This is a genomic window from Curtobacterium sp. NPDC090217 (genome assembly GCF_044746705.1).
In the GTDB taxonomy this organism is placed as follows: Bacteria; Actinomycetota; Actinomycetes; order Actinomycetales; family Microbacteriaceae; genus Curtobacterium.
Map to the genome: position 1 here is coordinate 1,022,969 of NZ_JBIVCR010000001.1, position 24,951 is coordinate 1,047,919.

The 24,951-nt window shown below is 69.2% G+C and carries 21 protein-coding genes; 15 read left to right on the top strand and 6 right to left on the bottom strand.

Features of this window, described 5'->3' with window-relative positions; translation table 11 throughout:
• Nucleotides 1-189: 189 nt before the first annotated feature.
• Nucleotides 190-6,888: a PA14 domain-containing protein gene (locus ACIPJ2_RS05200; RefSeq protein ID WP_402727861.1), complete on the top strand. Its 6,699-nt coding sequence runs from the start codon at nt 190-192 to the stop codon at nt 6,886-6,888.
• Between the two features lies 1 nt (nt 6,889).
• The gene (locus ACIPJ2_RS05205; RefSeq protein WP_402727862.1) at nt 6,890-7,168 is read left to right on the top strand and encodes a hypothetical protein; all 279 of its coding nucleotides are present in this window, start codon (nt 6,890-6,892) and stop codon (nt 7,166-7,168) included.
• A 1,084-nt stretch (nt 7,169-8,252) separates the two neighbouring features.
• On the opposite strand, the gene ACIPJ2_RS05210 is transcribed toward ACIPJ2_RS05205, so the two are convergent.
• On the bottom strand, nt 8,253-9,233 hold the full coding sequence (locus tag ACIPJ2_RS05210) for an NAD(P)/FAD-dependent oxidoreductase (protein ID WP_402727863.1): 981 nt from the start codon (nt 9,231-9,233) through the stop codon (nt 8,253-8,255).
• Between the two features lie 57 nt (nt 9,234-9,290).
• Here ACIPJ2_RS05210 and ACIPJ2_RS05215 point away from each other — a divergent pair, with 57 nt between their 5' ends.
• A complete protein-coding gene (locus ACIPJ2_RS05215; protein ID WP_402727864.1) occupies nt 9,291-9,908 on the top strand; it encodes a helix-turn-helix domain-containing protein in 618 nt (205 codons plus the stop codon).
• A 15-nt stretch (nt 9,909-9,923) separates the two neighbouring features.
• Here ACIPJ2_RS05215 and ACIPJ2_RS05220 read toward each other — a convergent pair whose 3' ends face one another.
• Nucleotides 9,924-10,595 (bottom strand): hypothetical protein, encoded by a 672-nt coding sequence (locus tag ACIPJ2_RS05220; protein ID WP_402727865.1) that lies wholly within the window; start codon nt 10,593-10,595, stop codon nt 9,924-9,926.
• A 142-nt stretch (nt 10,596-10,737) separates the two neighbouring features.
• On the opposite strand from ACIPJ2_RS05220, the gene ACIPJ2_RS05225 reads away from it, so the two are divergent.
• The 6 genes from ACIPJ2_RS05225 to ACIPJ2_RS05250 all read left to right on the top strand — a co-directional run bounded on the left by ACIPJ2_RS05225 (nt 10,738) and on the right by ACIPJ2_RS05250 (nt 15,344).
• The gene (locus ACIPJ2_RS05225) at nt 10,738-11,166 is read left to right on the top strand and encodes a MarR family winged helix-turn-helix transcriptional regulator (protein ID WP_402727866.1); all 429 of its coding nucleotides are present in this window, start codon (nt 10,738-10,740) and stop codon (nt 11,164-11,166) included.
• Between the two features lie 72 nt (nt 11,167-11,238).
• Complete coding sequence (locus ACIPJ2_RS05230; RefSeq protein WP_402727867.1) at nt 11,239-11,940, top strand: HAD family hydrolase; 702 nt, start codon at nt 11,239-11,241, stop codon at nt 11,938-11,940.
• On the top strand, nt 11,937-12,449 hold the full coding sequence (locus ACIPJ2_RS05235; RefSeq protein WP_402727868.1) for a VOC family protein: 513 nt from the start codon (nt 11,937-11,939) through the stop codon (nt 12,447-12,449). Before ACIPJ2_RS05230 ends, ACIPJ2_RS05235 begins: the two co-directional genes overlap by 4 nt.
• Nucleotides 12,450-12,500: 51 nt before the next feature.
• A complete protein-coding gene (locus ACIPJ2_RS05240) occupies nt 12,501-12,983 on the top strand; it encodes a GNAT family N-acetyltransferase (protein WP_402727869.1) in 483 nt (160 codons plus the stop codon).
• 46 nt (nt 12,984-13,029) lie between these two features.
• On the top strand, nt 13,030-13,650 hold the full coding sequence (locus ACIPJ2_RS05245) for a TetR/AcrR family transcriptional regulator (protein ID WP_402727870.1): 621 nt from the start codon (nt 13,030-13,032) through the stop codon (nt 13,648-13,650).
• Nucleotides 13,647-15,344, top strand: coding sequence for an MDR family MFS transporter (locus ACIPJ2_RS05250; protein ID WP_402727871.1), 1,698 nt, complete (start codon nt 13,647-13,649; stop codon nt 15,342-15,344). The genes ACIPJ2_RS05245 and ACIPJ2_RS05250 overlap by 4 nt, the downstream gene beginning before the upstream one ends.
• Nucleotides 15,345-15,653: 309 nt before the next feature.
• On the opposite strand, the gene ACIPJ2_RS05255 is transcribed toward ACIPJ2_RS05250, so the two are convergent.
• Nucleotides 15,654-16,652, bottom strand: coding sequence for a LacI family DNA-binding transcriptional regulator (locus tag ACIPJ2_RS05255; RefSeq protein ID WP_402727872.1), 999 nt, complete (start codon nt 16,650-16,652; stop codon nt 15,654-15,656).
• Nucleotides 16,653-16,801: 149 nt separating this feature from the next.
• Here ACIPJ2_RS05255 and ACIPJ2_RS05260 point away from each other — a divergent pair, with 149 nt between their 5' ends.
• The 4 genes from ACIPJ2_RS05260 to ACIPJ2_RS05275 are packed head-to-tail and all read left to right on the top strand — an operon-like array spanning nt 16,802 to nt 21,084.
• The gene (locus tag ACIPJ2_RS05260; RefSeq protein ID WP_402727873.1) at nt 16,802-17,797 is read left to right on the top strand and encodes a nucleoside hydrolase; all 996 of its coding nucleotides are present in this window, start codon (nt 16,802-16,804) and stop codon (nt 17,795-17,797) included.
• A gap of 5 nt (nt 17,798-17,802) precedes the next feature.
• Nucleotides 17,803-19,242 carry an MFS transporter gene (locus tag ACIPJ2_RS05265; protein WP_402727874.1) on the top strand — a complete coding sequence of 480 codons (1,440 nt, stop codon included), beginning with the start codon at nt 17,803-17,805 and terminating at the stop codon, nt 19,240-19,242.
• Nucleotides 19,239-20,096: a ribokinase gene (locus ACIPJ2_RS05270; RefSeq protein WP_402727875.1), complete on the top strand. Its 858-nt coding sequence runs from the start codon at nt 19,239-19,241 to the stop codon at nt 20,094-20,096. The genes ACIPJ2_RS05265 and ACIPJ2_RS05270 overlap by 4 nt, the downstream gene beginning before the upstream one ends.
• 49 nt (nt 20,097-20,145) lie before the next feature.
• A complete protein-coding gene (locus ACIPJ2_RS05275) occupies nt 20,146-21,084 on the top strand; it encodes a Ppx/GppA family phosphatase (protein ID WP_281266639.1) in 939 nt (312 codons plus the stop codon).
• Nucleotides 21,085-21,090: 6 nt separating this feature from the next.
• On the opposite strand, the gene ACIPJ2_RS05280 is transcribed toward ACIPJ2_RS05275, so the two are convergent.
• Both ACIPJ2_RS05280 and ACIPJ2_RS05285 read right to left on the bottom strand, forming a co-directional pair.
• Entirely contained in the window at nt 21,091-21,696 is a 606-nt protein-coding gene (locus ACIPJ2_RS05280; RefSeq protein ID WP_402727876.1) for an antibiotic biosynthesis monooxygenase, read from the bottom strand.
• A gap of 25 nt (nt 21,697-21,721) precedes the next feature.
• Nucleotides 21,722-22,486, bottom strand: a complete 765-nt coding sequence (locus tag ACIPJ2_RS05285) for an SDR family NAD(P)-dependent oxidoreductase (RefSeq protein ID WP_402727877.1) — start codon at nt 22,484-22,486, stop codon at nt 21,722-21,724.
• A 22-nt stretch (nt 22,487-22,508) separates the two neighbouring features.
• On the opposite strand from ACIPJ2_RS05285, the gene ACIPJ2_RS05290 reads away from it, so the two are divergent.
• The gene (locus tag ACIPJ2_RS05290; RefSeq protein ID WP_402727878.1) at nt 22,509-23,231 is read left to right on the top strand and encodes an SDR family oxidoreductase; all 723 of its coding nucleotides are present in this window, start codon (nt 22,509-22,511) and stop codon (nt 23,229-23,231) included.
• The gene (locus ACIPJ2_RS05295; protein WP_402727879.1) at nt 23,228-23,884 is read left to right on the top strand and encodes a FadR/GntR family transcriptional regulator; all 657 of its coding nucleotides are present in this window, start codon (nt 23,228-23,230) and stop codon (nt 23,882-23,884) included. The genes ACIPJ2_RS05290 and ACIPJ2_RS05295 overlap by 4 nt, the downstream gene beginning before the upstream one ends.
• A gap of 84 nt (nt 23,885-23,968) precedes the next feature.
• Here the strand turns inward: ACIPJ2_RS05295 and ACIPJ2_RS05300 are convergent, their stop codons facing one another.
• Nucleotides 23,969-24,922 (bottom strand): Ku protein, encoded by a 954-nt coding sequence (locus tag ACIPJ2_RS05300; RefSeq protein ID WP_402727880.1) that lies wholly within the window; start codon nt 24,920-24,922, stop codon nt 23,969-23,971.
• Between the last annotated feature and the right edge of the window lie 29 nt (nt 24,923-24,951).

The following is a 24,951-nucleotide window of genomic DNA, read 5'->3' on the forward strand; positions in this document are numbered from 1 at the left end:
ATGTCAGCTCCGTGCTCCCGAGGGGGGAGCGGGGAGCGGACACGGGTCCGCGTGAGCAGAGTGGAGCCCCACGTGTTGGGACGCCTTCGGCGAGCCGGTGTGCTCGCCTCGATCGTGCTGTCGGTCGCGTTGACCGCTGAGGTCCTCGTTGCTGTTCCGGCGCAAGCCGCGGCGGTAGAAGACCGACCGGTGACGACCTTGCCCGCCGTGTCGTCGAACGCGGTGCCGGCCGCGACGCCGACCGTCCCCGACGGTGGCGCCGACGCTCCGGGCGTCTCGTACGAGCAGGCGCCGAAGGCGGTCGCGGATGACCGCACCGCCGCACTGACTGACGATGCGCTGCAGCCAGCTGCTCCGGAATCACCCTTCGATCCGGACACGTCGAAGCTCGTCAGACGATCGACGTTCAACGACACGTACCTCAACACGGACGGTTCGAAGACGGCGGTGATCTCCCAGACGCCCCAGAACGTCAAGAACACTGCAGGCAATTGGGTGCCGGTGAACACCGACGTCGATGTGACGTCGAAGGGCACCGGCGTCGTGGACGACCACCCGCTGGACCCGGTGTTCGGCGACAACGCCTCTGACCCCGACGTGCTGTCGATGCGGCACGACGGCTACACCCTCAGCTACACACTCGACGGTGCGGCAGACAGTCCGCTCTCGCACACGAACAAGGGCGGTGCCGGCGACGAGGTCATGTACCGCGACGTCTTCCCGGACACCGACCTGCACTACACCGTCACGAACGGCACCGTGAAGGAGGAGCTCGTCCTCGCGGAGCTCCCGACGAAGTCACGGGATTCGTGGACGTGGCACGTAACGGGCAAGGGGCTCGCCGCCACAACCGAAGCCGACGGGACGATGGTGTTCGGGAGCGACGAGGGCAAGGTCGAGTTCGCGATCCCACAGCCGCAGATGTTCGACTCGTCCGGGATCAAGGGCGTGCAGGAGCCAGCGGAGACCGCCGTCGACACGGTCCTCGCGGCAGAAGCCGACGGGTGGACGATCACCATGACACCGGACCGGGCATGGTTGGCCGACCCGGCGCGGGTGTACCCGGTGCACGTGGACCCGACATCCTCGGTTGCGTGGTCGAAGGACCAGCACGCCTACAAGTCCGACGGAGCGTCGATCACGGACGGCGTGATCCGCATCGGTAACTCGCGTGACGGCGGCGACAAGTACTGGCGAACCGTCGCGAAGTTCGACTACGAGCAGGTGTTCGGCAAGCAGGTCATCGATGCCCGCGTCGACGGGTACCTGCGCGATTCCGGAACAGCGAACTCCTTCACCGGCTCCGTGCACGTCGGCACGGCGTTCAACTACGGCGGGTACGGCACGAACCTCAGCGCGTGGACGATCACCGACTCGGGGTCCGCGCACGGAACCGGGGTCGCCGACCAGATCGCGTCGTGGGTTCGGGCTCGGTCCAGCGGCAACTACCTGACCCTCCGCGGGCAGGAGACCGCCGGCGTCTACACCTACAAGACCCTCGACGCGGCACTGATCGTGGACTACAAGGACCTGCCCACGGCAGGCGCAGCGATCGCTCCGTCGCCAGCGAACGCCAAACGTGGTCCGCTCGCGCCCAAGCTCGCGATCTCCGGGACGGACCCGGAGAAGACCGGCTTGGACTACGCCTACCACGTCAGCACCAACAGCAACCCCGACGTGGGCACGGTATGGGATTCGGGGTGGGGCGCGCAGACCGTCCAGGTGCCGTGGGGGAAGCTGAAGCCCGGCACGAAGTACTACTGGAAGGGCTTCATCCGCGACGGCTACGACGGCGTGCACGGAACGTCCACGAAGTCCGAGTCGGCGGTGTACTCATTCACTTCGAACAACGCCGCGGTGTCGAAGCAGTCCGGGGCGACCCCGGCCGACGGCACGGTCGTCACCACGACCACACCGACCTTCTCTGTGCCTGCGATCACCGATGCCGACGGTGACCCGGTCAAGGTTGACTTCACGGTCGCGACTGGGTCTGACGCGAGCACGGGCACGGTCGTCTCCTCGGGTTGGCAGACCGGTACGTCATGGACGGCGCCGGCGAACAGCCTGCAGGACGGTGGATCATACACCTGGACCGTCCGCACCGACGACACGTACGACAAGCCGCCGGCGACCTGGACGAGCGCGCTCACCGTCAACCAGCGGATCGGTGAAGCCGGTCCTGCGCCGACGGACACCGCCGGACCGGTCACGGTGAACCTCGCCAACGGCAACGTCGGCATGCGCTTCTCGTCCCCGACGATCTCCACGCTCGGTGGCGACATGGGCATGGCGTTCAGCTACAACTCGCAGCAGGCGTCGCTCGGCGGGCTCACCGGCTCGTACTACGACGACACTCCTGCGTCCGGCGCGGCGCCCGACTACTCCTTCACCGGCAAGACGCCGGTGCTCGTTCGCACGGATCCGTCCGTGTCGTTCGACTGGGGCACCGGATCACCCGCCCCGGCGGTCCCGGCGAACGACTTCCTCGTCCGGTGGAGCGGGTACCTGACGGTCCCGAAGGCGCTCGTCGGGCAGAAGCTGACGTTCAGTGTCGTGCATGACGACGGAACGCGGCTGTACGTGAACAACGCGAAGATCCTCGACAAGTGGGCCCCGCAGAAGGGTGAGGACGACGCCACGGCGGTCACGCTCGGCGCGACTGCCGTGCCGTTCCAGCTCGAGTTCTTCGACCACACCGGTACCGCGAACGTCCTCCTGTCGTACACGGCAGCGGACGGGGTCAAGCGGACGGTCCCCGCGGACTGGTTCTCTCGTCAGGTCGAGTCGTTGCCCGCCGGGTGGTCGTCCTCCACAGCCCTCGAAGGGGACGCCGGCGATTGGGCAAGCGTCCGCGTGGCGGACAACAGCGTCGTGCTCACGGACACGACCGGCACCGCGTACACGTACACGAGGACCGGCGGCAGCGGTTCGTCGACGGGTTACAAGGCGCCGGCGGGGGAGTACGGCCAGGTGGCGCTCGACCAGTCCGGTCAGGTGACCTTCACCGACGACGATGGGACTGTCACGGTGTTCAGCGCGGCAGGCCGTGTCGCGACCGTCACGAGTGCCGGAGACGCCATCAAGCGCGCGACCCCGTTCTCGACCTACCGAGGTGCGACCGGCATGGTCGATCGCCTCACCGATCCGCTGTCCAAGTCGAGCGACGGCAAGTCCTACAGCCGGCAGATCCGCTTCGCGTACGCCGGCGACAAAGCCACCGATGTGGGCCTCAGCGCCGCGGACACCGACTCAAGTGGTGCTGCGTGCCCCGTGCCGAGCGGGTTCAGCGCAGTGCCGGCGAACATGCTCTGCCGCATCGTCTACCCCGACCACGTCCCCGGTAAGCAGGACACCACGCAGCTGTTCTACGACGCGAACGGCAACCTGGCCCGGATCCTCGACCCGGGCAACGAGCAGACCGACTTCGGCTACGACGCCGGCAAGCTGACGCTGCTCCGCGACGCGACCGCCAATGATTGGCTCGCCGCGGACAGCAGCCGCACTGTCGACACGAACACCGCGTCGACGATCGCCTACGACGGCGGCCGCGCCGTCTCGGTCACGCTCCCCGCCCCGGACGGGGTGACCAGTGCCTCCCGGCCGGTGAAGACGTTCGGGTACGGCGACAAGTCGACGACGGTCGACGTGCCCGCGCTCGGTCTGCCCGACGGGACCCACGCCGAGACCGTCACGTACGACGACGCCTGGCGACAGCTGACGACCACCAGCCCCTCGGGGCTGACTGCCTCGCAGACTTGGGGCGAGCGCGACAAGCTGCTGTCCTCCACGGACCCGCAGGGTCGGATGTCGACGACGATCTACAACGCGCAGGACCGCCCGACCGACACCTACGGCCCCGCGCCCACGGCCTGCTTCCAAGCGGACCGGACCCCGACCGCAGCCTGCGCAGCGACCACCGCGCACAGCTCCACCGGGTACGACCAAGACGCTTCCGGCAACCCACTGCGCGGCCTGAACGCGACCTGGTACGACAACGACCGGCTCGCCGGAGCGCCCAAGTCATACGGGCTCGGCGTGGGCAACAGCGACGGGTCGATCAACCAGACGTGGGCGAAGGGCAGCCCACCCGCAGCCGGCGCCGGGTTCACGACGGACAACTTCTCCGTCCGCCTCACCGGTCTTGTCACCGCACCCCAGGACGGGACCTACACGTTCCTCACCAAGTCCGACGACGGTGCCCAGCTCTGGGTCGACGACCTGCCCTTGATCGACGACTGGGGTCCGCACTCGGCAACCGAGACAGCGGCGACGCAGACGGTGACCCTGAAGAAGGGACAGGCGGTCAAGATCCGCCTGCAGTACCGCGAGGTGACAGTCGACGCGTCCCTGGTACTCGAGTGGAAAGTCAACGGCGGCGCCACGGCGGTGATCCCGGGTACCGCGCTCTCGCCGGACTACGGCCTGGCGACGTCGTTGAAGACCGATGACCAGGCGCCCACCGGCGTCGTCGGCGTGAGCGCATCGCAGATCAGCGCGTCGACCACAGCGACGGTATTCGACAAGCCGTGGCTCGGCATGTCGACAGCGACCATCACTGATCCGGCGGGGCTGGCGCTAAAGGATACTGCTACCTACGAGCCGCAGGACTCCGGGTATCTCCGACTGCTGACTCACACGCTGCCTGCCCAGGCTGCGGCCGCTTCGACGGACACCTACTTCGGCGACACGCAGACGATCAAGGACGCCTTCGGCACCACCGATGGGCAGATCTGCGGCGTTGACGTGTCAACCCCCCAGTACGGGCAGGTGGAGACCGCCGCCGGCGCTAAGCCCGCCATCGGTGACGCGGTTACCACGTCGTTCATCTATGACGTGTTCGGCCGGACGGTTGGGACAAAGCAATCCGGTGACAACGAGTGGTCCTGCACTTTCTACGACGCGCGCGGTCGTGCCGTAAAGAGCACGACGCCCGCGTTCAACGGGCAGCCCGGTACTACAGAGACGGCGTCGGTGTCAGACGACGGTCTCACCACCGTCGTCACGGATGATGCTGTTGCAGGGTCCAACAACGGGTCGAAGATCACCACGACCTCGAACCTGCTCGGGCAGGTCGTCAAGTACGTCGACGTGTGGGGGACCACCTCGACGACGACCTACGACCAGGCCGGCCGTGTCACGTCTTCCCTCGCGGTCACCGCAGACGGTATTCACCACACGACCGGTCAGAGCTACGACATCGACTCGAAGGTGACGCAGTTCACCGCTGACGGCAAGGTCGTCGCGGTCCCGACCTACCAGCAGGGCGAGGTCACCTCGGTGGCGTACCCGTCCGGGGACGGCAACGGCGGCAACGGCACCTCGGCGACGGTGACGAAGGACGGAACCGGTGCCCTGACCGGGTTGGCGTGGTCGTTCCCGAACAACCAGCCGCAGGTCACCGACCAGGTCGTCCGGTCTCAGTCCGGTGACATCCTGCAGGACACCACGTCGAACGGGTCCGTCACGAACGTCGCGTCGTACTCCTACGACACGGCCGGGAGGCTCGTGGCCGCGTCGATCCCGCGGCACACGCTTACCTACGGGTTCGGCCCATCGACGTGCACCCAGCCCGGTGCGGTCACTGCGGCTGGGAAGAACGGGAACCGGACATCCTCGTCGGACCAGCTCCTCGACGCCTCCGGCAACCCGGCGGGTGCGGCGACGCAGGTCGCGTCCTGCTACGACGCCGCCGACCGGCTCCTGGGGACGACGGTGACGAATCCGGTCCCGGGAGCGACTCTGGTGAACCAGTCCCTGACATCGTCACAGTTGGTCTACGACGCGCACGGGAACACCACCCGACTCGCTGACGAGGCCCTTGCGTACGACGGGCAGGACCGGCACGTGCAGACCACGTTGGACGACGGGTCGAAGGTGTCGTACATCCGCGACGCGACGGACCGGATCGTGCAGCGCACGGAGCAGGCGGCTGACGGGACGAAGACGGTGACCCGGTACGGGTTCACCGGTGACGCGGACACTCCCGACTTCGTTTACGACGGCTCGAGCACGCTGACCGAGTGGGACCTGCCGGTGGCCGGCGGCGTGACGGTGGAGTACCGGGGCAGTGCGGCGGTGTGGTCGTACCCGAACATCCACGGCGACATCATCACCACCACTGACGCCGCGGGACAGATCACGACGCCCACCCTGCCCGCATACGACCCGTTCGGTCAGAACATGGACCAGACCACCGGGCTCTTCGGGACCGTGCCGGCGAACCAGACCGGACCCGACACGCAGCAAGGCAACGCGGACTACGGCTGGGTCGGGCAGCATCAGAAGCTCACCGAGCACCTGGGGTCCATCGCCACGATCGAGATGGGTGCACGCCAGTACGTCGCAGCGCTCGGCCGGTTCCTGCAAGTCGACCCCGTCGAAGGGGGCACCGACAACGCCTACGCGTACGTGAATGACCCCATCAACGACAGCGACCTGACCGGTAACTACCGCACGTGCGGAAGCTGGAACGGTTACTGCATGAAGGGGCAGCACAATCGCTACATGCGGCACTTCTGGGCACGAACCTGGAAACGTACCTGGCACAGCCTCTGGCACAACTATGCCCCTGGTATTCCGGAGGAAGGAGCAGTTGTCACAGGAGCAGGCTGGGCGGCTCGATCAATCAAAGCAGCGCAAATGGCTCGTGAGGCCGAAGCTGCCAGGGGAGTTGCAGCAACTGCTCGGGCGCTGCGCTTCAGAAGAGTGAACGGTGCGCTATCGCACGGCCAGGCTGTCTGGACGAACGGGAAGCGGTGGATTTCTCATGATCACACCTCTCATAATGGTGGATACTGGAAGATGGCGAAGTCGCTCGAAGGTTTGGCGCATAGGCACACGAGAATGGGAACCTACAGTAAGAGCCTTCACCACAGGATTGGAGATTGATATGGCGGACAAGAGCCGCGAGGATTGGTTCATCGTTTTCCCATTTCTCGAAAGGACGTCAGGGAGGATAATCGTGGCAATTGCGCGAATCCTTCGACTGAATGTGAATCCACAACTGGTCTCGAGCCAGAACCTGCTGCAGTTAATCTTGGATAGGGAAAGTGCGACGCAACTGCTCGAACTGGTGGAACGAGCGACAATTAACGATAACGATGGCACGCTGCGTTATCTGATTCAAGAAGAACTGCGAGATTTCCTTGACTTGAATGATTCTCACTGAACAGACCGTTCACAGATGTCTCCAAACCGTTCGGTACGCGGTCCGTCCTGGGCTTCAACGCATCGAGCCGCAGCAGGCACCGGATCGACGTCGTGAGCGACTACAGCGACGACTTCGCGAACGCCGATGAGCCGAGTCAGGAAGCACGGACAACCGAGACGGAACGTATTGCATTGGATCTATCGATAATCCTCTTTCAGTGCCGAGCTCGATGACCAGGAAATCCACGGAGCTAACGTTCTCGACATCGTTTTCCACGAGGAATACGATTCCGCACCCGGGCGCCCGTGAGCAAGCGTGCTGCCCGTAACGGCTTTCTACTTCGAGCATGCTGTGCAGCCGCTCCGCAACCGACACAGGCCTGGCGGCTGGGGTGGCGATGATACTGAACTGGGATGAGATCACTGAAGGAATTTCCAGTAGGATTTCGGAGGCTGTGATTTTCTACCGAGAGCCTGCAAGTACCCCGAATCCGGAGTCGCTTTTGATCAGCAGGGGAAATTCGACAATCCGGCTGTACGGATTCCATTCCGACATATCAGTTGAGGCCGCCAGCTGGACATTCAATTCTGAGGAAACGAAACAGGGTGTTGCCGATACGAGAGGATGGGCCATTGATCTCGCGTCGAGGATAATCGAATACGGCATTCGGTCGCCTCGGTTGAGAAGGCAGCCGCCCGTTCCAAGCTCGCTGGAAGACGCACTCTCCCTTGAGAGATCGCGCGCGAGGCGCCGATTCGTTCTCAAGTAGAGGGTGCTGCATCGAGGCGCGTTTGGGGTTACCCACGGAAACAAACGTTTGAACCATGCAGGAAGCGACGATCTTTGACTATCGATTCGCAACTATTCGAGAACCTTGCGAGCGGCGCCAGAAGATCACCGAGCACCTCGGAGCTATCATCACAATCGAGGCGGGTGACCGGCGTGCGACGGTCTGGCATGTAGGCACACGGGGTTGGGGGCCTGTGGCGTGCGCACGTCGGTACTGCGAGAGCGACAGTCTCCGCCCGGGATTCGGACGGAGACTGTCGTTTTGGCGGCACAACGCACGGTGCCGGGCGGAGCGAGCCCCGCACTCGATGGATCAGCCGCGCGCGAGCGAGCCGGCAGCGGCCAGGGCCGCGGCGAGGTCGGCCTGCACGAGGTCGCCGTGCACCGCGGCGCCCGCCTGGGTCCCCGCCGCCGACGAGGCGATGACGGTGGCCATCGGCGACGCCACGTTGCCCGCGGCGTAGACCCCGCGCACGGACGTCTTCCCCATGCCGTCGACGGTGACCGCACCGGCGATCCGGACGTCGCCCATCAGGACGTCCTCGGCCACGATCCCGAGTCCCTCGAGGCCGTCGATGCGCGCCTCTGCGGAGCTCGCCGCGGCGAGTGCGTCGAGCGACACCGTCGTTCCGTCGCCGAGTTCAACGCCGGTGAGCACGTCACCGTCCGACACGACTCGGGTCACCGGGCCGTCGTACACCGTGATCCCGTGGGCGGCGAAACCTGCTCGAGCGGTGTCGTCGACGAGCGCGGGGTCGGTCGCGAACACCGTCACGTGCTCACTCAGCGCGCGCCAGAGCAGCGCCTGGTGCGCCCCGAACGGCCCCGTCACGAGCACGCCGATCCGTCGATCCCGGACCTCCCACCCGTGGCAGAACGGGCAGTGGATCACTCCGCGGCCCCACTGTTCCGCGAGACCCGGCACGTCCGGCAGGACGTCCACGGCGCCGGAGGCGACGACCACGCGACGGCCCGTCACCTGCGCGCCGGAGTCGAGGGTGGCGGTGAAGGCGACCTCGTCGGCATCGCTCGCCGGCGCGGGGGACGCGGCCACGAGCCTCCCGGCCGTGATGTCGACCCCGTACCGGGCGGCCTCCGCGCGACCGATCCGTGTGAGCTCCAACGGTGGCGTGCCCTCCTGCCCGAGGTAGTTGTGGACGCCCGCCGCCGGGGCGTTGCGGGGGTCGCCCGCGTCCACCACCAGCACGGAACGGCGAGAGCGGCCGAGGATGAGAGCGGCGGCGAGTCCGGCGGCTCCGCCGCCGATGACGATCACGTCGTAGGTGTCACGCATGCCGACATCGTGCGGCACCGCCCATGACCTGGCAACAAACCTTGCCGCTCTGGCAACATGGTCGGCATGGACCACGGACAGGAGGCTCGGCCCACCTCGCGGACGACGGCTGAGGTCGTTGACGGGGTCGGGCCTCGGCTGCGCGCGTTGCGTCAGCGACGTGACGTCACGTTGGCTGCACTGGCGACGGAGACCGGGATCTCGGTGAGCACGCTCTCGCGACTGGAGTCGGGGCAGCGCAAGCCGACGCTGGAGCTGCTGCTGCCGCTGGCCCGGGCGTACCAGGTGCCGCTCGACGACCTCGTGGGGGCGCCGCAGACCGGCGATCCGCGCGTGCACATGAAGCCCGAGATGCACGGTGGGCGGGTCGTCGTGCCGCTCACCCGGCGGACCGGCGGAGTGCGGTCGTTCAAACAGCTCTTCCCGCCGCACTCGCCCGGTGGTGAACCGTCCCCGAAGACGCACGAGGGCTACGAGTGGCTCTACGTGCTGTCCGGTCGGCTGCGGCTGGTGCTCGGCGAACACGACTTCGACCTCGGGCCGGGTGAGGTCGTCGAGTTTGACACGCACACGCCGCACTGGATCGGGAACGTGACGGACCACGTGACCGAGGTGCTCTGCCTGTACGGGCCGCAGGGCGAGCGGGCGCACGTGCGGTCGCGGCCGGCAGGGTGATGGGACGCGGCGTGCTCAGAACACGTGGGCCATGACGTCGTCCAGCAGGCCGGAGGTCGGGACGTTCGCCTGGCTGATGTGGATCGCGATGTCACCACGGGTGAAGTAGGTCACACCCGTCTCGACGCCGTACTGGTTGTCGGTGCTGATCCGTTGGCACCGGTAGCCCTCGGCGAGGTGCTCGCACTGGAAGCCCTGCAGGCCCTGCAGCACCGCGAACGCCTTCGACGAGTCGACCACCTGCACGGCGATCGTCACGTTCGTGATGTCCGCTCGGGGGTCGCGCCAGACGCAGTAGAGGCGCTTGCCGTCGGGCTGCAGCACCGGTGTGAACACCGACTTCGGGATCTCGACGGGATCGCCGACGATCGCGGGGTCGTTGAGCGGCGCGCGGAGGAACGAGTCCTTCCACTTGCTCGTGGTGATGAGCCCGTCGCACGTGTCGGGGACCGTGCCGCCGTCGTAGTCGACCCCCGGGACCGGCGTGATCGTCGAGTTCGAGCGCGGGGTGGTGCTCGTGCTCGGACCCGGGGTCGTGCTGGTGCTGGGAGCCGGTGTCGTGCTCGGTGTCGTACTCGCGCTCGGCGTCGGGTCCGGGGTGGTGTTCCCGGTGCAGCCGCTGAGCAGCGTCGCGGTTGCTGCCAGCGCGACCGCGATCCCCGCGGCGCGTCGTCGTGCGTTCCCCATGGTGTGCTCCCCTCCGCTCTCCGAATCTACGGACGTCGCGCCTGGTGTGCGGTTGCTGTTCCATCACGATGCGGTCCTCGACGTCATGGTCGCCGGCGCGACGCCCCGGAGGGTGTTCGGCGCCAGACGATACGGTCGGGGCATGGACTCGCCCGATGACCTCGCCGACGAACTCCGGGAGTCGATCGGGCGGATCGTCCGTGCGACCCGCGGCAAGGTCGACACGATCCCGCCGGCGCACTCGGCGACGCTCGGGCTGCTCGACCGGCAGGGTGCCATGACGATCGCCGACCTCGCCCGCAAGCGCGGGGTGAAGCACCAGGGGCAGTCCCGCACGATCGGCGAGCTCGAGGAACGCGGGCTGGTCGTACGGGAGACCTCGGCCGAGGACCGCCGGGTGTCGGTGATCGGCATCACCCCGACCGGACGCGACGTGGTGCTGCGGGACCGACGGGCGCGGGCGGACTGGCTCGCCACGGGGATCGCGGAGGACCTGTCGGCCGACGAACGGGAGATGCTCGCCCGGATGCCGCCGTTGCTCCACCGGATCGCCCGGCGCGTCGAGGAGTGACGACCACGGCGCACCCGTGACACGTCGTCGCGGACTGAGCCGGAGCAGAGGCGGGCAGAGTTGCCTGGGGTGATGCCTGCCGACCCCAGTACCGCTGTCCTGTTCGACATCGACGGGACGCTCGTCGACTCGAACTACGCCCATGTCGACGCGTGGTGGCGGGCGTTCCGCGCCGTCGACGAGTCCGTTGACGCCTGGCGCATCCACCGCGCGATCGGCATGGACTCCTCCCGCCTGCTCGGGGCGTTGCTCCCCGACGCGCCCGACGACGTCCGCGCGACCGCGAAGCAGTACCACTCCGCGTACTACGCCGAGCAGATGCCACGGTTGCGCACACTGCCCGGAGCCCGCGACCTGTTGCGCGCCGTCGCCTCCCTGGGGCATGCGGTGGTGCTCGCCACGAGTGCTCCCGCTTCCGAGCTCGTCCGGCTGCGGGAAGTCCTCGACGCCGAGGAGTGGATCACCGCGGTGACCAGCTCCGAGGACGTCGACGAGGCGAAGCCGGCGCCCGGGATCGTCCAGGTCGCGCTCGACCGGGTCGGGGTCGTCGCGGAGCGGGCGGTCATGGTCGGGGACGCGATGTGGGACGTCGAGGCGTCGGCGAGGGTCGGCGTGCCGTGCGTCTCCGTGATGACGGGCGGCATCGGTGGCGACGAACTGCGGCAGGCCGGAGCCGCTGCCGTGTACGACGACGCGGCTGCGGTCCTGGCGGATCTCGACGGCGGCCCGATCGGTGCGCTCGGGGCGCCCGGGTCGGTCGGGGGGCGCTCGTGACGGTGCGCGGCGTCGACCACGTCGGGCTCACCGTGCCGGACGTCGACGCGGCGACGACCTTCCTCGTCGAGGCCTTCGACGCGGTCGTGCTCTACGACACCCTCCCCGCCGACGCGCCGCCGAAGAGCGGCCACGAGACGGACGAGCGGCTCGGCGTGCCGGACGGTGCCCGCGAGGTCCGCGTCCGGATGCTCGCCCTGCCCGGCGGGCCCGGCATCGAGCTGTTCGCGTTCGACGGTGCTGCGCAAGGGGCCCCAGCGGTGCCGACGGACCTCGGATGGCAGCACGTCGCGCTGTACGTCGACGACCTCGACGCGACACTCGACCGGGTCGTGCGTGCCGGCGCCGTCGCGCTCGGTGCACCCCGCCCGCTCCCGGGGCCCGAGGCCGGTGCCCGGAACCGGTTCGTCTACGTCCGGACACCGTGGGGGAGCACCGTCGAGCTGCTGACGTACCCGGACCCCCAGCCGTACGAGGCGCACACGGACCGTCGTCGCTGGCACCCCTGACCCCGGACCCGCGTTCGGCGGTGTCGTCCGTGCGTGTCAGGATGGTCGATCGTGATCACGATCGAACGCGTCGCCTGGGAAGACCCCCGCGGAGTCGTCCTCCGCGCCCGCATGGACGAGGAGATGCACGAGCGCTACGGGTCGGCAGCCGCCGACGAGGACCCCGCCGTCACCGCCGAGCGCGACCGGTCGCTCGCCGTCGATCCGGCCACGGTCATCACCTCGGTGCTCGCGATCGACGAGGACGGCGAGGCCGTCGGGCACATCGCGGTCCGTCGGCTCCGTGACGAGGTCGAGCTCAAGCGCCTCATCGTGCTGTCGTCCGCTCGCGGCAAGGGTGCGGCGACGGCGCTGCTCGACGAATGTGAGCGCATCGGTCGCGAACAGGGCGCACGGCGGTTGATCCTGCAGACCGGCGATCGGCAGCCCGACGCCGTCGCCCTGTACGAGAAGACCGGATGGCGCTCGATCCCCGTGTACGAGCCGTACGCGGCGACGATGCCGTGGTCGTTCTGCTTCGACAAGGCGCTGTAGCACCTCCCGTATTGCACTTTCGTGCCACGAGTGCAATTCTTGTCCGGTGAGCACGGCCGAACGCACCCGCACGCTGCGTCGACGCATGATCGTCGAGGCGCGTCGGTCGACCGTGGAGAGCGGTCTGCACGGCTTCACGATCGAGCAACTCTGCGAGACGGTCGGGGTGTCCCGACGCACGTTCTTCAACCACTTCGCGTCGAAGGAAGACGTCGTCCTCGGCATCGAGCTCAACGCGGACGAGAACCTGCTCGTGGCGTACGCCCGCGGGCAGGTCGTCCCGGCGACGCTCGACCCCCTGAGCTCGATCGTCGCGCTCGCGATCGAGCAGGTCCACGTCGTGGGGCTCGACCGTTCCGATGAAGCGCTCGTGCGCAAGGTCTTCGACCGAGAACCCGCACTCGTCGCACGGTTCCTCTCGGCGACGGACGTGCAACTCGCGAAGGTCGCCGACGCCGTGCGGGAACGCTTCGGGTGGACCGTCCCGGACGACCCTCGCGCTCGGCTCGTGACCGAGTCGGCGGCAGGGCTGCTCAAGGTCACCGCCGCCGACTACTTCGACGACGACTTCGACGAGTCGACGGGCCCGTCCTTCGACGACCTGCTCACCACGAACCTCCGCCTCATGCGGGCGGCCATCACCACCGGACAGGAAGACACCGAATGAGCACCTCAGCGCCGCGCACCGCCAAGCGCGCACGGCCCGGGAGCGACGGGCCGCTGCTCCTCACCCAGCGTCGGATCTGGATCATCTTCTCCGCGCTGATCGCCGGCATGCTGCTGTCGAGTCTCGACCAGACGATCGTCTCGACCGCGATGCCGACCATCGTCGGCGACCTCGGCGGCGTCGCCCACCAGGCGTGGATCACGACCGGCTACCTGCTGGCATCGACCATCGTGATGCCGATCTACGGCAAGTTCGGTGACGTCATCGGCCGCCGCAACCTGTTCCTCATCGCGATCGCGCTGTTCACGCTGGCATCGCTGGGGTGTGCGATGTCGACCGACTTCTGGCAGTTCGTGGTCTTCCGTGCCCTCCAGGGCCTCGGCGGCGGTGGCCTCATGATCCTGTCGCAGGCGATCATCGCGGACATCGTCCCGGCGTCCGAGCGCGGTAAGTACCTCGGGCCGCTCGGCGCCATCTTCGGCCTCTCCGCCGTCGGAGGCCCGCTGCTCGGCGGGTTCTTCGTCGACCACATGACCTGGCACTGGGCGTTCTGGATCAACATCCCCGTCGGCATCGCGGCGTTCTTCGTGGCCTGGTTCGCGTTGACCCTGCCGAGCAAGAAGGCGACGAAGCGCATCGACGTCCTCGGCGTCGCGCTGCTCTCCGCGACCACCGCCTGCCTGGTGTTCTTCACCGAGTTCGGCGGCAACAAGCAGCACGGGTGGGGTGCGCTCGAGACCTGGGCCTGGGGCGCCGGGTTCATCGTCGCTGCCGCGCTGTTCGTCCTCACCGAGTCCAGGGCCGACGACCCGATCATCCCGCTGTCGTTCTTCCGGAACCGCACGTTCGTCACCGCGACGGCGATCGGCTTCGTGCTCGGCCTCGGGATGTTCGCCGCGATCGGCTTCGTCCCGACGTTCCTGCAGATGGCGTCCGGCACGTCGGCCGCCGTCTCCGGTCTGCTGATGCTCCCGATGATGGTCGGGCTCATGGGGACGTCGATCCTCTCCGGCACGCTCATCACCAAGACGGGCCGGTACCGCGCGTTCCCGATCATCGGCACGATCATCGTCGGCATCGCGATGCTCGGCATGACGACCCTCGCTGCGGCGACCCCGATCTGGCTGATCTGCGTCTACCTGTTCGTGTTCGGTGCCGGCCTCGGCCTCATCATGCAGGTCGTCGTGCTCGTCGCGCAGAACGCCGTCCCGCCGGAGCACGTCGGCACGGCGACCTCGACGAACAACTACTTCCGTGAGGTCGGCGCCTCCCTCGGTGTCGCCGTGTTCGGTGCGATCTTCACGTCCCGCCTCACGGAGTCGCTGACGGACGTCTTCACGAGCGCCGGCGGAAGTGCCTCGCAGGCGGCGAGTGCGAGCGCGAGCATCGACCCGACGCAGCTCGCGAAGCTGCCCGAAGCGGTGCAGGACGGCATCGTGAACGCCTACGCCGACTCGCTGTCGCCGGTGTTCTGGTACCTGCTCCCGTTCATCGCGGTGGCCCTCGTGCTGGCCCTGTTCATCCCGCAGATGAAGCTCGCGGACGTGGCCGGCATGGTCGCCCGCGGCGAGGCGGTCGGCGGCGCCGAGGCGGACGAACTCGAGCGCGCGCAGCGCGGTTCGGGCGCGGAGCGTCCGGCCGAGTCGGTCGGATCCGGAACGGGGTCGGTCCCGACGGCGCGGCACGACGAGTAGAGGCTCACCCCACGACGGACGGGAGGCACGGTGCCAGCTGGCACCGTGCCTCCCGTCCGTCGTGGGGTGCGGGCCGTGCGCCGGTCCGGTCGCTCGTTGCGTGGGCAAGGAGCCCTGGTTCCCGCACTTGTTGCGTGTGCAAGGAGCGACACTGTCGATGTCGTACGACAGCGACGCTGTCGCTCCCGGGCGCGTGCAACTGTTGCGCGTGCAAGGGGCGACAGGATCGTTGTCGTACGACAGCGAGCATGTCGTTCCGAGTCGGCAACCGCTGCTCGCCCGCCGCCGCCCGCCGTGCACCCGCCCGCGTCAGCCGCCCGTGCTCGCGCGCGGGACCAGGCGCGTCGGGAGTGACGGGGCCGGCGCCTCCGTGCCGTCGAGCGTCGCGAGCAGCCGGAGTGCTGCGGCACGTCCGAGTTCCGCTCCCGGCAGTGCCACGCTCGTGAGCGCGGGTGCGGTGACCGAGGACGACGGCAGGTCGTCGAAGCCCGCGACGGCGAGGGTTCCCGGGATCCCGACGCCTCGGGCGGCAGCGACCCGCAGCACCCCGTACGCCAGCGTGTCGGCTGCGGCCACGACGGCCGTCACGCCGGAGTCGAGCCATGCGTCGAGCACGCCGGACACCGCGGTCGTGGCGGCCTCGATCGTCAGGTCGGCGCTCGCGGGGAGGTCCGACACGGTGATGCCCGCGGCGGCGCACGCGTCCTCGAACAGGGTGCGGCGCACGGCGAAGGTCGTCGCGCGAGAGGTGCCGTCGAGGTAGCCGACACGCCGGTGCCCCGCGTCGGCGAGGTGCGTGACGAGCGCCGAGACCCCGGGGGACAGGTCGTAGTTGACGGCTCCTGGGCCTCCCGGCGCGTCGAGGAGCACGACGGGCACACCGGCAGACATCGACTCGCCGGCTGCCGGGGCGTCGACGAGGATCCCAGCTGGCCGGAGTCGCTCGAAGCGCCGGACGTCGGCGTCGACGGGTTGCTCGCCGCGTTCCGTGACGGAGAGCACGAACTGGAACCGGTCGCCGATGGTGTCCCGGACGCCGCGGATGACCTCGGCGAAGAACGGGTTCGACAGGTCGGGGGCGATGAGCACGACGAGGTCGCCGCTGCCTCGGGCGAGGGAGCTGGCGGCGTGGTCGACGACGTACCCGAGCTCCTCGACGACATCGCGGACCCGGGTGGCGATCGGCACCGAGACGCGGCCGCGGTCCTTGCCGTTCACGACGAGCGACACCGTGGCGATGCTGGTGCCGGCGCGTTCGGCGACCATCGCGGCGGTGACGCGACGAGGGGTCCCGGAGGATGCTGGCACCCGTCGATGCTACCGACTGAGCCCTGCTCGACTTGACGTCAAGCGTTTGATGAGGTGTGATGTCAAACGCTTGACGCGGAGTGCATGGCCGCGTTGAGCCACAGCCACCGCCGGCGAGCCCGGCATCCCCGACGAAGTGGAGCGCACACGTGCCGAACGCGACCAAGCAGAAGATCATCCTCGACTGCGACCCCGGCCACGACGACGCCGTCGCCATCCTGCTGGCACACGGCAACCCCGACATCGAGCTGCTCGCCGTGACGACCGTCGTGGGCAACCAGACGCTGCCGAAGGTCACCCGCAACGCCCTCGCCGTCGCCCGCATCGCGGGGATCACCGGCGTGCCGTTCGCCGCGGGCGCCGACCGGCCGATCCTCCGCGAGATCGAGGTCGCGCAGGACATCCACGGCGAGAGCGGCCTCGACGGGCCGATGCTGCCCGAGCCCTCGTTCGACCTGGACGAGCGGCACGCGGTCGACCTCATCATCGAGACCGTCATGGCGCACGAGCCGGGCACCGTCACCCTCGTGCCGACCGGCGGCCTGACGAACATCGCGCTGGCAGCCCGCAAGGAGCCCCGCATCGTCGATCGCGTCAAGCAGGTCGTGCTGATGGGCGGCGGCGTGCACGTCGGCAACTGGAGCCCGGTCGCCGAGTTCAACATCGTCATCGACCCCGAGGCCGCGTCGATCGTCTTCGACGCCGGCTGGGACGTCGTGATGGTCGGTCTCGACCTCACCCACCAGGCCCTGGCGACGCCCGAGGTCGCTGCCCGGATCAGCGAGGTCGGCACCGGACCCGCCGCGTTCGTCGGGGAGCTGCTCGACTTCTTCGGCCAGACCTACAAGGACGCGCAGGGCTTCGACTCCCCGCCGGTCCACGACCCCTGCGCCGTCGCGTACGTCATCGACCCGACGATCGTGCGGGCCGTGAAGGTCCCGATCCACGTCGAGACCCAGGGCGCGCTGACCCTCGGCATGACCGTCGCCGACTTCCGCGCCCCCGCGCCGGAGGACTGCCGCACGAGCGCCGCGATGGAGCTCGACCACGGCCGCTTCTGGGACCTCGTCGTCGACGCCCTCGAGCGCATCGGCGAGACACCGGACACCGGCTGGACCCCGCGAACCGAGACCCAGAAGGCCTGACCCCCATGACCTCCACACCGACGACGATGTCGAAGAAGTCCATCGGCGCCCTCACCGCGGCGCTCCTCGCAGCATGCATCGCGTTCCAGCTGAACGCGAGCATGCTCAGCCCGGCCCTCGTCACCATGGCACGGGAGCTGCACACCGACGACGCGACGATCGGCCTCTCGCAGACGCTGTACTTCACCCTCGCCGCGCTGTTCTCGCTGTTCCTGCCCCGCCTGTCCGACATCGTCGGCCGCAAGCGCGTGCTGATCGGCATGCTCGCCGTGATGCTCATCGGCAGTGTCGTCGCCGCCCTCGCGGTGAACGTGCCGATGCTCTTCGCCGGCCGCATCATCCAGGGCGTCACCGGCCCCGTCGTCCCGATCTGCCTGCTCGTGCTCCGCAACGAGATCGCCGACCCGAAGCGCTACGGCGCCGCGCTCGGCCTCCTCACCGCGGTGAACGGCGGCATCGCCGGGATCGACTCCCTCGCCGGCGGGTGGATCGCCACGAACTTCGGGTTCCGCGGGATCTTCTGGGTCATCGCCGTCGTCACCGTGGTCGCGCTCGCGCTGGTCGCCGTGTGGGGCGTGGAGTCCCACCCGTCCAAGGGCACCCGCATGGACTGGATCGGTGTCGTGCCCCTCGTGGTGAGCGTCGGTGCCCTGCTGACCGCCTTCAACGAGGCCGGCAAGCTCGGAGCCGCGAACCCGGTCCTCGTCATCGGCGGGATCGTCGTCGCGCTCGCTGCCTTCGCCGTGTTCTGGGCGGTCGAGTCCCGCGTGCAGGAACCGCTCGTCGAGACGCGGTTCCTGAAGCGCCGTGCGACGTGGGCGCTCCTCGCCACGACGTTCCTCACCATGACGGGCGTCTTCGCCGTCGTCAACGGACTCGTCACGAGCCTCGCGCAGAACCACGACGCCGGATTCGGGATGGAGGCGGACCTCGCCTCCCTCGTGTTCCTCACGCCGTACGCGCTCGTCGGATGGATCGTCGGACCGTTCGCCGGGCGCCTCGCCCCGACCCTCGGCTACCGGGCGATCCTGCGCGTCGGGCTCGTCGGCAGCATCGTCGCGACGCTCCTGATGGCCTTCGTCGGCGTGCACTCCCTGCCGGTGCTCATCGCCGCGACCGTGCTCATCGGCATCACCTACGCCGGCATCGCGAACATCATCCTGAACGGGCTCGGCATCGTGCTCTCGCCGGACTCGAACCCCGGGTTCCTGCCCGGCCTCAACGCCGGGGCGTTCAACCTCGGCGCCGGTGTGAGCTTCGCCGTCCTGCCCGCACTGCAGATCGCCCTCGGGGTCGGCGGGTCCGCGGGCACCGCCGGGTACTCCGGTGGGATGCTGCTCGGTGCCGTCATCACGATCGCCGCCCTCGCGACGTCGTTCCTCATCCCGCGCCCGTCGAGCGCCGAGACGACGTCCGTCGCCCCGCAGAAGGAGACCGTCCGTTGAACACCATCGTCGTCGTCGGGTCGCTGAACGCGGACCTGGTGGTCCGCACGGAGCGCTTCCCGAAGCCGGGGGAGACCCTGCACGGTTCCGACCTCGCGATCCTGCCAGGCGGCAAGTCCGCCAACCAGGCGGTGGCAGCCGGGAGGCTCGGGGGCACGGTGCGCATGATCGGTGCGGTCGGCGACGACGGGAACGGTGCGCTGCTCCGCGACTCCGTCGCGGCCGCGGGTGTGGACACGACGCACGTCGCCGTCCGCGAGGGCGTTGCGACAGGCACCGCCGTCATCACGGTCGACGCGCAGGGTGAAAACACCATCGTGATCTCCGGCGGCGCGAACGCCACGCTGACACCGGACGACGTCCCCGCCGATGCCCTCGACGGGGCCGCGGTGCTCGGGCTCTGCCTCGAGGTCTCGATCGACGTCGTCCTCGCCGCCGCCCGTGCCGCACACGAGGCCGGCGTGACCGTCCTCACGAACCTGTCCCCGTTCGGCGACGTGCCACGCGAGCTCCTCGACCTCACCGACGTGCTGCTGGTGAACGAGCACGAGGCGGAACTGCTCGGCGACCACGGCGTCGCCCGGTCGATCGTCACGCGGGGTGGCGACGGGTCGATCGTGCACGACGGCGACGCCGCGCCCGTCGAGGTCCCCGCGATCCCCGTCGAGGCCGTCGACACCACGGGCTGCGGCGACGCGTTCATGGGTGCTGTGGCGCTCCGACTCGCCGCAGGCGACGACCTCGCGGACGCCGCGCGGTTCGCCGCCGGGGTCGGGGCGTACGCCGCGACCGGAGCCGGGGCACAGGCGTCCTACCCGACCACGGAGCAGCTGGAGGCGTTCCTGCGGGCGTGATCCGAGCCTCCCGTCCGACCGGGCCGACGTGAGCCGGTATCTTGCATACATGCGCGTGGGAGTCCTCGACATCGGGTCCAACACCGGTCACCTGCTGGTGGTCGACGCCCACGGCGGCGCTGCGCCGCTGCCGGCCTCGTCGTTCAAGCAGCCGCTGCGGCTCGCCGAGCACCTCGACGACCGGGGCGCTGTCACGCAGGTCGGCATCGACGCGCTGACCGGCTTCGTCGCGGACTCGGTGCGCGTGGCCGAGGAGCGCGGCTGCGAGGACATGCTCGGGTTCGCCACGTCGGCGGTCCGTGACGCCGTGAACTCCGAGGCCGTCCTCGCCCACGTCGAGGAGCGCACCGGCGTCGAGCTCGCCGTGCTGTCCGGCTCCGACGAGGCGCGACTCACCTTCCTCGCCGTCCGCCGCTGGTTCGGCTGGTCCGCCGGGCGGCTCGCGGTGTTCGACATCGGCGGCGGCTCGCTCGAGATCGCCGGCGGTGCGGACGAGGCACCGGACGTCGCGTGGTCGATGCCGATCGGCGCCGCCCGGCTCGCGCGGTCGTTCTTCGCGGCGGGCACCCCGACCGAGGACGACGTCCGCCGGATCCGGCACGAGATCCGCGTCGAGATCGCCCGGGACGCCGGCAAGCTGCTCCGCTCGGGTGCGCCGGATCGTGCCGTGGCGACCTCGAAGACGTTCCGCTCGATCGCACGGATCTGCGGGGCCGCACCGTCCGGGGCCGGTCCGCTCGTGCCGCGCTCGCTCGACGGTGCGACCCTGCGGGCGAAGCTGCCGTCCCTGCTGCAGATGTCCGTCGCCGAACTCGCCACGCTTCCGGGGGTCTCCGCGAGCCGGGCGCACCAGGTCGTCCCGGGAGCGCTCGTCGCCGAGGCGTGCCTGGACATCTTCGACCTGCCAGCACTCGAGATCTGCCCGTGGGCACTCCGTGAGGGCGTGATCCTCGAGCGGCTCGACCAGCTCTCGGTGCTCGGCGCGTAGGGCGCCCTACCGACTTCGCGGCGGGGCGAGCAACCACGGACGGATCAACTTCGTCACGAACGGCAGCACCCAGAACGTCATGATCGGTGTGAGCACCAGCGTCGTGATGAGGACCCGGGGCAGTGCTGCGAGCCCGGCGAAGGACGGCACGAGCACGCCGACGAGGATCGTGAACGCCAGGTTCACCGGGAAGAACCCGAGCCAGATGCTCACCGCCTGCTTCCACCGCGGGGGAGCACTCGACGCTGGGGTGTCGGACGGGGCGTCGAACCAGCCCTCGATCCCGGTGCGCTTCTCGACGCGGGACTCCACCACGAGGTCGCGGCCGAGGTCGAGCCACCGCAGCCGGTCGTCGGAGTTCTCCCACGTCGCCAGGGAGTCGTGGTCGGCGAAGCGGTAGAGCATGTGCCACTCGCGGGACTGCGCCCGGGAGCGGACCCACCCGGAGCCGAGGAACCCCGGGTACCGGTTGGCGAGGTTCACGCCGGACTGCACCCAGCGGGTGACCTCGGGGATGCGCTCGGGTTCGACGAGACGGGTGATGGACACGGTGACGGGCGGGCCGGCGGTCTCGGGTGACGACTGCAGGCTCCCTGGCTCTTGTGGAGTCATGTGCCCAGTGTCCCCGACCCGTGTTTCACGCTCGTGTCGGGTACGCCCTCGACGGGATCTGCGTCGCCAGCTTGCCGCCCGACACGTCGTGCAGCGTCCCCGTGATGTACCCGGCCTGGTCGCTCGCCAGGAACAGCAGCAGGTTCGACACGTCGTCCGCCGTCTCCCACCGGCGCAGCGACAGCGTGTCGAGCAGCACGTCCTGCTCCTCCTGCGGGCGCGTCGCGAAGCCGTTCATCGCCGTCGGCACCATCCCCGGCGCGTAGGCGTTCACGGTGATGCCCCACGGGCCGAGCTCCGACGCGAGCACGCGGGTGAAGGACACGACGGCGGCCTTCGATGCCGCGTAGGCCGCGCTGCCGACGCTCGGGATGATCGCCGCGAACGACGCCGCGTTGATGATCCGCCCGCGGCCGGCGCGCTGCATCACCGGTGCCACGGCCTGGCTCATGAGGAACACCCCGCCCAGGTTGACGTCCATGCACCGCTGCCAGTCGGCCCACTGGAGCTCGGCGACCGGTCCGTCGACGTTGATCCCGGCGTTGTTGACGAGGACGTCGATCGTGCCGTGCCGCTCGACGACGGCGTCGACGGCGGTGCGGACGGAGTCCGGATCGGCGACGTTGCAGGTCACGGTGTCGGCCGAGTCCGTCGGCGCTCCGTCCGGGAACGCCAGGTCGAGCGCGACGACCCGCGCTCCGTCGGCGGCGAACCGCTCGGCGATGGTGCGACCGATCCCGCGACCGGCTCCGGTGATGACGACCACGCGGCCGGTGATGTCGAGTTCCATGCAATGAGCATACTATTGGGCCATGACGACGGGACGTGTGCTCTGGATCACCGGCGGCGGCAGCGGCTTGGGGGCCGCCAGCGCCGCCGCCGCCGCCCGCGCCGGCTGGACCGTCGTGTTGAGCGGCCGCCGCGCCGAACAGCTCGACGCAGTGGCGGACGGCATCCGCGCCGACGGCGGAACCGCGCACGTGCTCCCGCTCGACGTGACCGATCCGGACGCAGTGCGAGCCGCAAGGGACACCGTCGTCGCCGAGCACGGTCGGCTCGACGGACTCGTGCTCGCAGCCGGGCTCAACGCACCCGCCCGACGGTGGGACGACCAGACGATGGGCTCGTTCCAGAGCATCATCGACACGAACCTCACCGCCGTGGCGACCGTCACGGACGCGGCCCTCCCCGCCCTGCGGGAGACCGGCGGCGTCGTCGTGGTGATCTCCTCGTACGCCGGGTGGTCGTTCCAGCCCGGTGCCGGGGTCGCCTACTCCGCGAGCAAGACCGCGCTCGGCTCCCTCACGAGGTCGCTCAACCAGCAGGAAGCGCAGCACGGCGTCCGGGCGACGCACCTCTGCCCCGGTGACGTCGCGACGGACTTCCTCGCACAGCGCCCACAGGTCCCCGACGAAGCTGCCCGTGCCGTCATGCTCACCCCGGAGGACATCGGCCGCAGCGTCGCCTTCGTGCTCGACGCCCCCGCGCACGTCCGCATCGACGAACTCGTCATCTCCCCGGTGTCGCAGCGGTGATCTTCGACCGGGTGCTCGACGAGCTCGGCACCGCGATCGTCCGCGGCGACCTGCCCGTCGGGCACGCCGACAGCGTCGAGGGTTTCGTCGCCCGCACGGGCGCCTCGAGGAGCATCGTCCGCGAGGCCACCCGTGTCCTCGTCTCCCTGGGCATGCTCAGTGCTGGCCGACGCGTGGGGCTCCGGGTCCTGCCCGCCGAGCAGTGGGACGTGATCGACCCGCACGTGGTCCGGTGGCGCCTCGACGGCCCCGACCGAGCGGTCGCGCTGGCCGAACTCCGTGCCCTCCGTCGTGCCGTCGAGCCCGCGGCTGCTGCGGCAGCCGCCCGCGCGGTCGCGTCCGGAACGCACGACCGATCCGACCTGGCGGCCCTGCTCGCCTCCGCCGAACGCCTCGCCTCCGCCGCCGGTGCGGCGGACCCGGCCCCGATCCTCCCGGCCGACCGCGCGTTCCACGGACGGTTGCTGGCACTGTCGGGCAACGCGATGTTCGCGCGCCTGCAGCGTGTGGTCGAGCGAGCGCTCGAGGAGCGCGCGGACGTCGAGCCGGACGCCCACGACGTAGCGCTGCACCGGACGCTCGCGGACGCGGTCGCCGCCGGCGGCGCCGACCTCGCTGCGGCCGCGATGCGGGAGATCGTCGACCGCACCTGACCGCCGCCCGCGTTGCACCCCCACACGGACATCGCGCCCCGTCGCGGCAGGGCGCGATGTCCGCGCGCGGGCGCGATCTCCGGGCTAGCTGGCCTTCTTCTTCGCCGCGGGCTTCTTCGCCGGGGCCTTTTTCGCCGGTGCGCGCTTCGCCGGGGCCTTCTTCGCCGGCGCCTTCTTCTCAGGTGTCTCGTCGGCGGTGGAGCTGCCGGACGAGGAGCGCGACCCGGACGACGAGCGCGACCCCGAGCCTCCCGTCCGCTTCTTGTCCACGGACGCACGGAGGGCGGCCATCAGGTCGATGACGTCACCGCCCTCGTCGTCGGACGACTCCTGCTCGCCGAACGTCTCGGACGTGTCGACGTCGTCGCCCGACTCGAGCTTCGCGTCGATGAGCTGTTGCAGCTCGGCCTGGTACTCGTCGGTGTAGCGCTCCGGATCGAAGTCGGTCGACATGCTCTCCACGAGCGACGACGACATCTTCAGCTCGTTGGCGCTGACCTTCACCGAGGTGTCGAGTGCCTTGAAGTCAGCTGCACGGACCTCGTCGCCCCAGAGGAGCCCCTGCAGGAGCAGGACGTCGTCGTGCACGCGCAGGACACCGAGCCGGGTCTTCTGGCGGAGCGTGAACTGCACGATCGCCAGGCGATCGGTCTCCTCGAGCGTCCGGCGGAGCAGCACGTAGGCCTTGGGGGAGCGGGAGTCCGGTTCGAGGTAGTACGTCTTCTCGAACATCATCGGGTCCACCTGGTCGACGGGCACGAACTCGAGGACCTCGATCTCGTGCGACTGCTCCTGGGGGAGCTTCTTGAAGTCGTCGGCGGTGAGCACGACGGTCTTCTCGCCGTCGTCGTAGGCGCGCTCGATGTCGGCGAACTCGACCTCGTGCCCCAGCTCGCACACGCGCTTGTACCGGATGCGGGCCTTGTCCTCGTCGTGGACCTGGTGCAGGGACACGTCGTGGGTCTCGGTGGCGGCGTAGACCTTGATGGGCACGTTGACGAGCCCGAACGCGATGGAGCCCTTCCAGATCGACCTCATGCGCTCATGATGCCCGTGCCGAGGCTGGA